Source organism: Microbacterium thalassium, from assembly GCF_014208045.1.
In the GTDB taxonomy this organism is placed as follows: Bacteria; Actinomycetota; Actinomycetes; order Actinomycetales; family Microbacteriaceae; genus Microbacterium; species Microbacterium thalassium.
The window spans coordinates 3062455-3075455 of record NZ_JACHML010000001.1; the positions used below are offsets into that span (position 1 = coordinate 3062455).

The window sequence follows — 13001 nt, forward strand, 5'->3', positions numbered from 1 at the left end:
GTCCGCTACCAGTGCGGCGGGACGTCGCGGCGGAGCCGTTCGTCGTTCGGCCCCGCCTTCTGATCGGATGCGGCGGCCGCGGCATCCGTCTCGCGCTCGTCCTCCGGCACCGGCTCGGGGCGCGTCCCGGGCGCGGGCGTGAGCCTGGCGCGCCGCGAGCCCGGCACCCTCTCGACGCGCTGCCTATTCGTGGACATCGATGGGCTGCGTGTCGCCGTCGGCGGCCGCCTGCTCGGCGGGCACGCCGAGCAGGCCCGCGATGCGAGCGGCGACCCCGGCGGGATCGCTGTACAGGTCGAACGAGTGCACGCGCACATAGTGCCACCCGAGCCTGCGCAGGATCTGCGGCCGTAGCCGCAGCGACTCCCGCAGCGATTCGCCGATCGTCTCCGGGTCGCTCTCGACGACGACGGCCCGCCCGTCCGCCTGAGCGACCAGGGGCAGCAGTCCGCGGTAGTGCACGTCGACCGAGACGCCCAGGCGCCGCAGCTCCCGTGCGAGGGCGAGCGTGAGCGGGTCGGCGAGGTCTTCCAGTCGCGCATCCCGGGCGCGGGCGGCGAGTCCGCCGAGGATCGACATGAGGGTCGCCGCGCCGTACTCGAGGCGTCCGTCGTCGAACGCGGAGGGCCGGATGGACGACACGATCACCATGGACCGGCGCGCGCGGGTCATCCCCACCGTCAGCAGCCGCTCGCCGTCCGGCGTCGACAGGTCGCCGAAGTCGCTGAGGACGCGGCCGTGGCGTGTGAGCCCGTAGCCGAGCGAGAACACCACGCGGTCGCGGCTCTCGGCCACCGACTCCTCGAGGGTCAGCACGGCGAACGGCTCCGCGGTCGCGCGCGAGACGAAGTCGGCGACGTCGGAGCGTCCGGCGAACGCCGACTCGATGGCCGCGCGTATCCGGTGCGCGTGACGCGCGCTCGCGGTGACGACCATCAGCGACTCGGAGCCGCGGTTGACGGCGTGCTCCACGACGAGCGTCACCACGCGCGCCACCTCGGCGTCGGGGCTCTCGACGGCCCCCGTCACCGGGTCGGGGACGCCGCTGCCGCCTTCGACGTAGTCGACGCTCAGGCTGCCGCGCCCGAGGTACGAGCCCGCCCACGGCAGCGACACCAGCTCGCCGCCGTAGAACGCCTCGTTGACGAGTTCGGCGAGGTCCTCTCCCCCGGCGCGATAGCTGCGCGTGAGCGTCTCGACCGGCAGCAGCTCGGCGAGGCGCTCGAACACGCTCGTGCTGTCGAACGGGACGTCCTCCTCGGCGTCTTCGGCCGGGCGGGTGCGCGAATGCGCGGGCGCGACCTCGAAGGGCGTCGGCTTCTGGGTGACGGGGTCTCCGAAGGCGACGACCTGGCGGGCGCGGCGGAGCGCCGGCGCGGCCTCGGCGAGGCAGATCGCGGCGGCGTCCGCGATGATCACGACGTCGAACTCGGGGTCGTCGGGAATCCTCGGGACGTCGTACGGCGAGGCCAGCCACACCGGCGCGAGGGTCCGCATGAGCGTCGGCGCGACGTGCGCGAGCTGCCGCGGGTCGCTCCCGCCGGCCTTGAGCGCGGCCTTGAGGGCTTCGGCTTCGCCGGGCTCGTCGACGATCCCGATGCGCCACTGCGTCGCCAGCTGGTTGGCCAGCAGCGGTCCCGACGCGGCGGCGTGCGCCTCGTCGACGAGCCGGAAGTCGCGTTCGAGCCGGTCGACCACCGAGGTGTTCGCCCCCAGCAGGGCACGGTCGGTGTGCAGCAGGTGCTCCAGCGCCGACTGCCACCACGCGAACTCGAGCTCGTCGGCGACGGCCTCTTCGGGCACGTGGCGCACCGACAGCTCGGTCAGCAGGTGCTCGAGCCCGAGCCCGGCGAGCTCGGTGCGCAGCGCGGCTCGCTCGCGGAGGTTGGTGAAGACGTCCGAGTCGGCGGCGAGCGCCGCGAGGGTCCGGACGAGCTCGGCGACCGGCAGGTGGGCGAGGCGGTCGGGGCCGGATCGCCCGAGCACGCGGTCGAGCTCGGCGAGCTCGGCGTCGACGCGCTGCCACGCCACGTGCACATCGGCGAGGCCGATCGGCACCTCGGGGGCGACGCCGGCGTCGACGTAGCGCTGCCACTGCGTGCGCTGGTGCTGGACGCGCAGGAGCGCCTCGTGCATGTCGGAGATGTGCACGCCCGGCCGGATGTACTCGCGCGTGAGGCGCCGCAGCCGGCGGCGGTTCGCGCCCGTCATCGACGGCGCATCGCGACGCGGACCGTTGGCCTGGATGAGCTCGGCGAGGGGCCGCTCGAACACCGTGAGGCTGAAGCGGTCGAGCGAGTCGCGCACACCCTGGAGGAGCGCGATGTACTCGCCCATCTCGGCGATCGTGCCGAACGGCCGCATGCGCGTCTGACCGACCAGCTCGTAGCCGCGCTCGAGCAGCGTCGGCACCGCCGAGCGGTGGAGCTTGCCCGCGAGGGCGTGGGTCTCGCGCGCCTGCTCGGTCGTCGAGAACGACACGCCGTACCAGGGCGAGTCGTCGGGGCCGAAGCGGAACTCGCCGAGGCGGGCCGCCTGACGCAGCTTCTCGGCGGCGTCCGCGCGGATGGCGGCGAGCTTCTGCAGCGTCCCCGCGTCGAAGCGCGCCGTCGTGCTCGGCGCCGGTGAAGCCCCGGCCAGTCGTGACAGCGCCGCGAGGACGTCGAGCATCGAGACGTCGAGGTCCGGATGCCGCGCCGTGACGGCGCTTCGGTAGTCGCGCAGCACGGTCCGCAGGCGCACGAGCGCGTCGTCGATCTCGGCGACCTTCGGCGCCGTCGCCTTCTCGTTGCGGCCGATCGCGCGGATGAGGTCGCGCTGCACTTGCCGGGGCGAGACCGCCAGACCCGGGAGGCCGATCCCGCTCAGGCGGTGCCGCACGCCCTCGAGCGTCGAGCGACGGGCGCTGACGACGAGCACGCGCTTGCCCTCGCGCACGAGCGAGCCGATGGCGTTGATGACGGTCTGGGTTCCGCCCGTGCCGGGGAGGGTGTGGACGAGCAGGGACTGGCCGGCGGCGATGCGCGCGAGGACGCGCTCCTGCTCGGCGTCGGCGTCCAGCAGCAGGGTGTCGGCGGCGGGAGGCCTGCTGTCGGCGTCGGGCGCGGTCGGCGCATTGCGGCGGATCGCGAAGGTCTCCCGATCGCGGTGGTGCCCGGCGAGCGCGTTGAGCACCGGGTGGTCGAGGTCGCCCGCGTCGCGCGACATCCCCGCCGCGATGTCGGCGAAGCTCGACACCAGCAGGCGCGGGCGGACCGAGTAGCTGTCGATCCCCGCCGTCACGGCGCGCAGCCGATCGATCACGGGCTGCGGCTGGAACACGCCGCGGGAGTGCGCGAGGGCGGCGAGCGCGGCGCCGTCCAGCTCGATCCCGAATTGCTCGCGCAGCGCCCGCACGAGCTCGGGGTTGACGGCGAACGAGCCCTGGAGCATCAGCTCGAAGTCGGCGTGGTGGCGGCGGATCGCGAGCGGGCGCAGCAGCACCGGCGCGGTGGACGTCGCCTCTCCGGCCTGCCAGGACGCCAGGCCCACAGCCAGGTGCACCGCCTCGAGCCCGCGGGTGGTGCGCAGCTCGACGTTCTTGGCCGTGATGCGCTCGGCGGCCAGGCGCGCGTTGCGCAGCGCCACCTCGTCGCGGAACAGATTCGACAGCAGCGTCGATCGGCCCGTCAGGAACTGCGGCAGGCTGCCGGGGTGGGCGTGGGTGATGTCGATGGCCGCGTCGTCGCGCTCCGAGAAGCGGACGAGGGTCGAGCGGCCGCCCAGCATCGCCGTCTCGCGCCGGATGCGATCGCGTTCGGCGTCGGCGACGTGCACCACCACGGCATCGCCCTCGGCGAGTCCGAGGGTGCCGGGCGTCACCTCGGCGCCGTCCTGCGCGCCGGCCACGACGCTTCCCTCTGCTCGCCACACACGTGCCACAGTAAGCGCCGACCCGTCACCGGCCTCGCAGGCGGGCCGAGTTTCGCGGGATTGCGGACTCGTGCGCTGATCAGCCGTTCCTCCCCAGCCGGCCCGGGGGGGAGCCAGCGTGCACAGGCCGCTCGACCGGGCGACGTCCGACGCCGCGGCACTCCAGGATGGACGCATGGAATCCGCGATGCAGTTCAGCACGGCCCGCTCGCCCATCGGCGACATCGTCATCGTGACGGCCGAGGACCACGTCGTGTGGCTGCATCCGGCGCACGGGTCCGTCGAGGACGACCTCGCCCACGTCGCGCAGACGTTCCGGGCCGACATCCGGCACGAGAGGACGGATGCGGCCGCCGCCGCGATCGACCAGCTGGACGGCTACTTCGCCGGCGACGTGCGCGAATTCGACGTGCCGCTGGACTGGCGGCTGGTGAAGGGGTTCACGCGGGAGGCGCTTCAGGCGGTGTGCGGGATCCCGTACGGCGAGACCGCGGGCTACGGCGAGGTGGCGATCCTCGCCGGGCGGCCGCGAGCCGCGCGGGCGGTGGGTACGGCGTGCGCGAACACGCCGTTCTCGCTCGTGGTCCCGGTGCACCGCGTCGTGCGGGCGGACGGCACGCTCGGCGAATACGGGGGACGGCCGGAGCTCAAGCGGTACCTCATCGACCTGGAGCAGGGCGCGGATCCCCGCCTCGGCGGCTGACGAGGCGGCCCCGCACGCGGAGCCGCGGCCCGGGAAGGAGCGCTCCCCGGGCCGCGGCGTGACGGATCCCCCTAGTGATGCGTCGCCTTCTCGGCGCCGAAGCCGGTGAGCGAGCGCACCTCCATCTCCGCCGCCTTGCGCGGGTCCTCTCCCTTGTGGGAGATGATCGACCCGAGCCAGCCCAGGAAGAACCCGAGCGGGATCGACACGATGCCCGGGTTGTTCAGCGGCCAGATCGCCGTGCCGACGTCTCGGAAGACGCTCGTGGGCGTGCCCCAGAACACCGGCGACAGCACGATGAGGATGATGGCGGCCGCGAGACCCCCGTACATGCTCCACACCGCGCCGCGCGTGGTGAAGCGGCGCCAGAACAGCGAGTAGATGATCGTCGGCAGGTTGGCCGAGGCGGCGACCGCGAAGGCCAGCGCGACGAGGAACGCCACGTTCTGACCCTGCACCCCGATGCCGCCGAGGATCGCCAGCACACCGATCACGATCACCGTGCGACGGGCGACCTTGACCTCGCCGTCCGGCTTGACGTTCCCCTTCTTCCACACGTTCGCGTAGATGTCATGGGCGAACGAGGCCGCCGCCGTGATCGTGAGGCCGGCGACGACCGCGAGGATCGTCGCGAACGCGACCGCCGAGATGAACCCGAGCAGGAGCGGTCCGCCGAGCGCGTTGGCCAGCAGAGGTGCGGCGGCGTTGACGCCGCCGGGCGCCGCGAGGATGGTGTCCGCGCCCACGAGCGAGCCGGCCCCGTAGCCGAGGACGAGCGTGAGCAGGTAGAACAGGCCGATCAGCCAGATCGCCCACACCACCGAGCGACGCGCCTCCTTGGCCGTGGGCACGGTGTAGAAGCGCATCAGCACGTGCGGCAGACCCGCGGTGCCGAGCACCAGCGCGATCGCGAGCGAGATGAAGTCCCACGGGTTCGAGCCGTACTTCAGGCCCGGCGCGAGGATCGCGTCGGCCGGGTCGCTCGTCGAGGCGGCCACCGCGCTCTCGAGCAGCGTGTTGAGGCTGAACCCGTTGAGCGCGAGCACCCACACCGTCATCGCCAGCGCACCGCCGATGAGCAGGAACGCCTTGACGATCTGCACCCACGTGGTGCCCTTCATGCCGCCGATGAGCACGTAGACGATCATGAGGACGCCGACGACGGCGACGACGATGGACTGCCCGAGCTGGTCGTTGATCCCCAGCAGCAGAGCCACGAGTCCGCCGGCGCCCGCCATCTGCGCGAGCAGGTAGAACAGGCACACCGCGAGGGTGGTGATCGCCGCCGCCATGCGCACGGGGCGCTCCTTGAGACGGAACGACAGGACGTCGGCCATCGTGAACTTGCCCGTGTTGCGCATCAGCTCGGCCACGAGCAGCAGCGCGACCAGCCACGCCACGAGGAAGCCGATGGAGTAGAGGAATCCGTCGTAGCCGTTGACGGCGATCGCGCCGACGATCCCGAGGAAGGACGCCGCCGACAGGTAGTCGCCCGAGATGGCGAAGCCGTTCTGCGGCCCGGTGAAGCTGCGGCCGGCCGCGTAGTAGTCCGCGGCCGACTTGTTGTTGCGGCTGGCCCGGAGCACGATGAACAGCGTCACGGCGACGAACGCCGCGAAGATGGAGATGTTCAGGATCGGATTGTTCTCGACCGTCTGCACGGCGGCATCGACGGCGGCGAAGACGTCGTTCACTTCGATCCCTCCAGCTGCTGCTCGAGCTCGTCGCGGATCTCCTCGGAGAGCGGGTCGAGCTTCCGGTTCGCGAACGACACGTAGCCCATCGTGATCGCGAACGTCGTCACGAACTGGCCGAGTCCGAGGAGGAGCCCGACATTGATCAGGCCCCACACGGGCTGCGCCATGAACTCCGGCGCGAAGGACGACAGCAGGACGTAGGCGAAGTACCAGACGAGGAACGCGATCGCCATCGGGAAGACGAACCCGCGCTGGCGGCGCTTGAGTTCGATGAACCGCGGCGAGGACTCCTCCGCGACGTAGTCGACCTCGCCCGGCGGGACGGGTTCGATGCGTGTTTCGGACATGTGGCCTCCTTGCCAGCTGCCGGAGTGCACCGTCGCACTCTCGGGGTATTCCCGGGTCGGCGCTGCCTGCCCCGGTGGTATGGTCGACGCTACGAAAGGCGGCGAAGAGGCCGTCACCCCCGGAAGTAGGTAGTGCGTGGACGCGCAGGCCGGCAAGGACGAGGACGCACAGGCGGTGGCCGATGCGGTGGCGGAGCTCGCCCGGCGCACCCGCTTCCCCGTCGCCTTCGGCGGTCTCGCGCGGGGTGACGCCATCACCGTGACCAGCGTCCAGGGCGCCCGCACGCACCACCTCGACGGCCTGGTCGTCGAGGCCACCCGCGGACTCGGCGGACGCGCGTTCGTCGAGAAGCGACCCCGGCTCGCCGTCGACTACCGCACGTCGCGCTCCATCACGCACGACTACGACCGTCCCGTGCTCTCGGAGGGCATCTCCACCCTGTTCGCGGTGCCGGTCATCGTCGCGGGGCGATCACGCGGCGTGCTCTACTGCGGTTCGTGGGGCCAGTCCACCGTCGGCGACGTCGTCGCCCGGCCCGCCTTCGCCGTCGCGCAGGAGCTCGCCACCGAGCTGCGCGTGCGCGACGAGGTCCGCCGCCGGCTCGCCGCGATGCCGCCTGCTCCGGCATCGGTCGCACCGCTGGCGCCGGCCGTGCAGGAGGAGCTGCGTGAGAGCTTCGCCGAGCTGCGCAGCCTCGCGGCCGCCGTCACCGACGCCTCCCTGCGCGACCGGCTCGCCCAGCTCGAGCAGCGGCTCACCTCGATCTCGCGTCCCGCGGACGCGCTCGCGCCGGACGGAGCCGGCGTGAGGCTGTCGCCGCGCGAGACGGACGTGCTGGCGTGCGCCGCCCTCGGCTCGACGAACGGCGAGATCGCCGCGACGCTCCAGCTCAAAGAGGTGACGGTCAAGTCGTACCTGCAGTCGGCGATGGCCAAGCTCGACGCATCGACGCGGCACGCCGCCGTCGCGAAGGCGCGCCGCGCCGGCATCCTGCCCTGACCCCGAGGCCGCGGGTTCGCTTCACAGCGCCCGCATAGGATCGGGCGGATTCCTCAGGCTGCCCATAGGCCGCGGCGACGGCCCGGACAGGCGCGGCGCGTAGCCATGGATGCATGGACCGCTCGCATCGCCCTCGCCGCCGCCGTCGGCGCACCGTCATCCTGTCCTCGACCCTCGCCCTGCTGCTGACCGTCGGCGGGACCGCCGCCTGGGCGGCGGACCGCTACCTCGTCGAACACGTCGAGATCGCGGACGTGTCGGCCTACGAAGCGGCGAACGCCGGCGCCGAGTCGGCCTCGGCCGACTCGGATGCCGACGACGGCACGGCGGCCGATGCGAGCACGGATGCCGCGGCCGAGGTGGTCGTGACCGACACGAGCTACACCGACGGATCGACGACGATCACGCTGTCGACGGTGACGTCGGGCTCGGGCGATTCCACGGTGACGTACTACGTCGCCGACGTCGTGCTCTCGGATGCGACGGCTCTGCGGAGCGCTTTCGCGAAGGACCAGTTCGGCGAGAACATCACCGAGCTGACCAGTGAGATCGCCGAGGACAACGGCGCGATCCTGGCGATCAACGGCGACTACTACGGCTTCCGCGACACCGGGATCGTGATCCGCAACGGTGTCGTGTATCGCGACGAACCGGCGCGCGAGGGTCTCGTCTTCTACGCCGACGGCACCGTGGCGGTGTACGACGAGACCGAGACCTCGGCGGAGGAGCTGCTCGCCGACGGAGCCTGGAACACCCTCAGCTTCGGTCCGGCGATCGTCGAGGACGGCGCGGTCGTCTCGGGCATCGACCAGGTCGAGATCGACACCAACTTCGGCAATCACTCGATCCAGGGCGATCAGCCCCGCACCGCGGTCGGTGTGATCGACGAGAACCACCTCGTGTTCGTGGTCGTCGACGGACGCCAGTCGGGATACAGCGCGGGAGTGACGCTGCCCGAGCTGGCCGAGATCATGGTCTCGCTCGGCGCCTCGACCGCCTACAACCTCGACGGCGGCGGCTCGTCCACCATGTACTTCAACGGCGAGGTCGTGAACTCCCCGTCCAATGGCGGCGAGCGCGCGACCAGCGACATCCTCTACATCGCGGGGGCCGACTCGTGATCGTCGTCATCCCGGCCCTCGAACCGGGCCCGGCGCTGCCGCAGATCGTCCGGGAGCTGGCCGCGTCCGACCCGGACGTCGACGTGCTGATCGTCGACGACGGCAGCGGCCCGGCGTACGCCTCCGTCTTCCGCGCGTGCCGGCAGGCCGGCGCCCGCGTGCTCCACCACCCCGCCAACCGCGGCAAGGGGGCCGCGCTGAAGACCGCGTTCGCCGACGTCCTCAGCACGCGGCCGGGCGAGGACGTCGTCACGGCCGACGCCGACGGCCAGCACCGCATCGCCGACATCCTGCGCGTCGCCGACGGGCTGCGCGAGGACGCGGCATCCGAGACGCGGGCGATGATCCTGGGCTGCCGCGCCTTCACGGGCGCCGTTCCGGCGCGCAGCCGCGTCGGCAACGCGGCATCCCGCGGGCTGTTCCGCCTGGCCGCCGGGTGGCGTCTCAGCGACACCCAGACGGGGCTGCGGGGCCTGCCGGCATCCGTCCTCGCCTGGCTGCTGGAGGTGCCCGGCGACCGGTTCGAATACGAGCAGAACGTGCTGCTGCGCGCGCACCGCGCGGGTGTCGCCACGCGCGAGATCCCCATCGAGACGGTCTACCTCGACGACAACGCGTCCAGTCACTTCCGGCCCGTCGCCGACTCGCTGCGCGTCGTCCTGCCGCTCGTGCTGTTCGGCGGCTCGTCCCTGCTGGCGTTCTTCATCGACACGCTGGCGCTGCTGGCGATGACGGCGCTCACGGGTTCTCTCGTGCTGTCGATCGTCGTCGCGAGGCTGGTCAGCGCCTCGGTGAACTTCCTCGTCAACCGCCGCGTCGTCTTCGGCCGGCGAGGCGCCGGCAGGTGGCGCCAGGCGGTGCGATACGCGCTGCTGGCCGGGCTGCTGCTGGCCTCCAACATCGTGTGGATGCAGGCGCTGACGACGTTCGGCGTACCGCTGCTGGCCGCCAAGATCGCGACCGAGGCGGTGCTGTTCGTCACCAGCTACGGCGTGCAGCGCTCGCTCGTCTTCGGCCGCCCGGAATTGGAATCCCCGTCAAAGGCGCGTCATAGGAACCGCATAGGCGCCCCGACTCGAATGGAATCACACCCGCTCCACACCGGAAGAAGCTCATGACCACCAGCGCCCTCCTCCTCATCGCGGTCGACCTGATCGCCGCCGTCATCCTCAGCCTCGGCCTGTACTACCGCCGGCACCAGCGCCGCGACCTCGTCGTCGCGTTCCTGGGCGTCAACGTCGGGGTCCTCGCCGTCGCGTCCGTGCTCGGCACGGCCGAGGTGGCGCTGGGCCTGGGCCTGGGACTGTTCGGCGTGCTGTCGATCATCCGCCTGCGCTCGTCCGAGATCTCGCAGCGCGAGGTCGCCTACTACTTCTCCGCCCTCGCGATGGGCCTGATCGCCGGCCTTCCCCAGACCGACCCGCTCCTGCCGATCGGGCTCATCGCGCTCATCCTCACCGTGATGTGGGCCGCCGACCACCCGCGGCTCCTCGCCCGCAGCCGCAACCAGCGGGTGCGCCTGGACCGGGCCATCACCGACGAGGGCGAGCTGCACGACGAGCTCACCGAGCGCCTGGGCGCCCCCGTGATGCGCGTCACGGTGACCGACCTCGACCTGGTCAACGACACCACGACGGTCGACGTCCGCTACAAGGCCGTCGCGAGCACGCACGCCCCCGCCCGCCGCGGCGCGATGACGGGAGCGGGACGATGACCGACCTCGCGCGCTTCTCCCCCGTCACCCTCGACGACCTCGTCGCCGAGGCGGCGCTGCTGACCCGCATCGACCGCAAGTACGTGCTCGGCCGCGCAGAGCTCGACGCTCTCCTGGACGACATGGACGCCGCGACCCGCGTGCTCGAGATCGACGGCGCCCGCGAGTTCTCCTACGAGTCGGTGTACTTCGACACCCCCGACCTGCTGAGCTTCCACATGGCCGCCCAGCCGCGCCGGCGCCGCTTCAAGCTCCGCACGCGCAGCTACCTCGACACCGGATCGGCGTTCCTCGAGATCAAGACGCGCGGCGCCCGCGGCGCGACCGTCAAGGAGCGCGAGGCGTACGACCCCGACCTGACCGCCGAACTGACCGACCAGGCCCGCGACGAGATCGCCGGCGTGTTCCAGACGATCGGCGTCGACTCCGAGCGTGCCGAGGAGCTCGACGCGACGCTCGTCACCCGCTACCGCCGCGCGACGCTGCTCGCCCCCGACGGCGTCGGGCGTGCGACCGTCGACACCGACCTGACGTGGCTCGACACCGACGGCGAGGGATTCTCGATCCCCGACCTCGTGATCGTCGAGACGAAGTCCGGCTCGGCGCCGTCGCTGGTCGACCGGACGCTGTGGCGTCACGGCATCCGCCCCGCCACCGTGAGCAAGTACGCCACGGGGCTCGCGGCGATGCATCCCGAACTCCCCCACAACCGCTGGGCCCGGCTCCTGCGCGGCCCGTTCTCACCCGACAACCGCATCGAGGAGGCATCATGCTCCGCCGCCGCCTGACCCTGGCCGCGATCCCGTTCGCCCTGTCCGCCGTCGTCCTCGCCGGCTGCGCCACTGTCGCGACCGAGGAGTCGTCCGACACGAGCGCGGCGCCCTCGACCGAGACCACCACCGAGACCACGACGGCCGCCGTGATCGACTCCGACCTCGACGCGGATGCCGTCATCGCGGCGAACGCCGACTACACCGTCGTGAACGACGACGAGTGGTCCGAGGCGGATGCCGTCGACATCACGCTCAGCGGCACGACGGCCTCGTCGTCGTCGGACGCCGTGACGGTCGACGGCTCCACCGTGACGATCACCGCCGAGGGCGTGTACCGCCTGTCGGGCTCGCTCGACGGCTCGGTCGTCGTCGACGCCGGCGACGAGGCGCAGGTCGTGCTGATCCTCGACGACGCCGACATCGCCGACACCGAGGGTTCCGCGATCACGGTGACCACGGCCGACGACGTCGCGATCTCGCTCGCGGCCGGCAGCGACAACTCCGTGTCGGACGCGTCGTCGTACGCCGACGACGCCGAGGCGAACGCCGCGATCTACAGCGACGCCGACCTGACGATCTCGGGCACGGGCTCTCTCGAGGTCACCGCGAACGGCAACGACGGCATCACGTCCAAGGACGACCTGGTCGTCCTCTCGGGCGACATCACCGTGAACGCCGTCGACGACGGCCTGCGCGGCAAGGACTCGCTCGTCATCTCGGGCGGCACCGTCACGGTGGACGCCGGAGGCGACGCGCTCAAGAGCGACCAGGACTCCGATGCGACGCAGGGCTACATCCTCGTGCTGGACGGCGAGGTGTCGCTCGCCGGCGGCGACGACGGGTTCGCGGCGGTGACCGATGTGGTCGTGACCGGGGGCACGGTCGATGTCACCGCGGGCGCCGGCACGGCGTCGGACTCCGGCGCGAAGGGCATCACGGCGGGCGTGGTCGTCGCGCTCGACGGCGGCGAGATCACGATGGACGCCGCGGACGACGCGATCCACTCCGACGGCTCCGTCGGCATCGGCGGCGCCGCGCTGACCCTCGCCACCGGCGACGACGGCGTCCACGCCGAGCAGACCCTCGAGATCCGCGACGGCGAGGTGACCGTCACGTCGTCCTACGAAGGACTCGAAGCCACGGATGTGGACATCTCCGGCGGCACGATCGACGTGGTCTCGAGCGACGACGGCATCAACGCCGCCGGCGCGACCAGCGGCGGCGAGGCCGACACCGGCGAGACGCTCGTCATCTCGGGCGGCAGCGTCACGATCTCGGCCGGCGGCGACGGACTCGACTCCAACGGCTCGATCACGCTCAGCGGCGGCGAGCTGGCCATCACCGGACCAGCCGGCGGCGGCGAGACGACCATCGACTCGAACGGCGGCGTCACCGTCGACGGCATGGCGCTGGTCTCGGCCACGCTGACCGGCTCGAACGGATCGTCGGTGCAGGTGACCGCGGCCGACGGCACGGTGGTGGCGTCCTTCGACGCCGGGGTGTCCTTCGGCGGGGTGGTCTTCGGCAGCTCGGCACTGACGAACGGCGAGACGTACACCGTCACGGTCGACGGCTCCTCCGCGAGCGCGACCGCCTCGACCACCGTGTCGACCGGCATGGGCGGCGGCGGAATGGGCGGCGGCCCCGGCGGCGGTGGCGGCGGCCCCGGCGGCGGTGGCGGCGGCCCCGGCGGCGGCGGCCGGCCCTGATCACGGGCGACAATTCGCCGGACGA

At 72.0% G+C, this 13001-nt stretch carries 11 protein-coding genes; 7 read left to right on the forward strand and 4 right to left on the reverse strand.

Features of this window, described 5'->3' with window-relative positions:
• Positions 1-5 precede the first annotated feature (5 nt).
• Complete coding sequence (locus HD594_RS14245; RefSeq protein ID WP_184751573.1) at positions 6-197, reverse strand: hypothetical protein; 192 nt, start codon at positions 195-197, stop codon at positions 6-8.
• The gene (locus HD594_RS14250; RefSeq protein WP_271171152.1) at positions 184-3888 is read right to left on the reverse strand and encodes an AAA family ATPase; all 3705 of its coding nucleotides are present in this window, start codon (positions 3886-3888) and stop codon (positions 184-186) included. The genes HD594_RS14245 and HD594_RS14250 overlap by 14 nt, the downstream gene beginning before the upstream one ends.
• A 199-nt stretch (positions 3889-4087) precedes the next feature.
• Here HD594_RS14250 and HD594_RS14255 point away from each other — a divergent pair, with 199 nt between their 5' ends.
• Positions 4088-4615, forward strand: coding sequence for a methylated-DNA--[protein]-cysteine S-methyltransferase (locus HD594_RS14255; protein ID WP_184751574.1), 528 nt, complete (start codon positions 4088-4090; stop codon positions 4613-4615).
• A 71-nt stretch (positions 4616-4686) separates the two neighbouring features.
• Here HD594_RS14255 and HD594_RS14260 read toward each other — a convergent pair whose 3' ends face one another.
• Together HD594_RS14260 and HD594_RS14265 are read right to left on the reverse strand one after the other, a co-directional pair.
• Positions 4687-6309 carry a solute symporter family protein gene (locus HD594_RS14260; RefSeq protein ID WP_184751575.1) on the reverse strand — a complete coding sequence of 541 codons (1623 nt, stop codon included), beginning with the start codon at positions 6307-6309 and terminating at the stop codon, positions 4687-4689.
• Entirely contained in the window at positions 6306-6659 is a 354-nt protein-coding gene (locus HD594_RS14265; RefSeq protein WP_184751576.1) for a DUF485 domain-containing protein, read from the reverse strand. Before HD594_RS14265 ends, HD594_RS14260 begins: the two co-directional genes overlap by 4 nt.
• 136 nt (positions 6660-6795) lie before the next feature.
• On the opposite strand from HD594_RS14265, the gene HD594_RS14270 reads away from it, so the two are divergent.
• From HD594_RS14270 to HD594_RS14295, 6 genes are all read left to right on the forward strand, one after another.
• Positions 6796-7659, forward strand: a complete 864-nt coding sequence (locus HD594_RS14270) for a helix-turn-helix transcriptional regulator (RefSeq protein WP_184751577.1) — start codon at positions 6796-6798, stop codon at positions 7657-7659.
• A 113-nt stretch (positions 7660-7772) separates the two neighbouring features.
• Complete coding sequence (locus HD594_RS14275; RefSeq protein ID WP_184751578.1) at positions 7773-8780, forward strand: phosphodiester glycosidase family protein; 1008 nt, start codon at positions 7773-7775, stop codon at positions 8778-8780.
• Positions 8777-9898 carry a bifunctional glycosyltransferase family 2/GtrA family protein gene (locus tag HD594_RS14280; protein ID WP_184751579.1) on the forward strand — a complete coding sequence of 374 codons (1122 nt, stop codon included), beginning with the start codon at positions 8777-8779 and terminating at the stop codon, positions 9896-9898. Before HD594_RS14275 ends, HD594_RS14280 begins: the two co-directional genes overlap by 4 nt.
• Positions 9895-10494: a DUF4956 domain-containing protein gene (locus tag HD594_RS14285; protein WP_184751580.1), complete on the forward strand. Its 600-nt coding sequence runs from the start codon at positions 9895-9897 to the stop codon at positions 10492-10494. The genes HD594_RS14280 and HD594_RS14285 overlap by 4 nt, the downstream gene beginning before the upstream one ends.
• Positions 10491-11282 carry a polyphosphate polymerase domain-containing protein gene (locus HD594_RS14290; protein WP_184751581.1) on the forward strand — a complete coding sequence of 264 codons (792 nt, stop codon included), beginning with the start codon at positions 10491-10493 and terminating at the stop codon, positions 11280-11282. Before HD594_RS14285 ends, HD594_RS14290 begins: the two co-directional genes overlap by 4 nt.
• Positions 11264-12976, forward strand: a complete 1713-nt coding sequence (locus HD594_RS14295; RefSeq protein WP_184751582.1) for a carbohydrate-binding domain-containing protein — start codon at positions 11264-11266, stop codon at positions 12974-12976. The genes HD594_RS14290 and HD594_RS14295 overlap by 19 nt, the downstream gene beginning before the upstream one ends.
• Positions 12977-13001 lie beyond the last annotated feature (25 nt).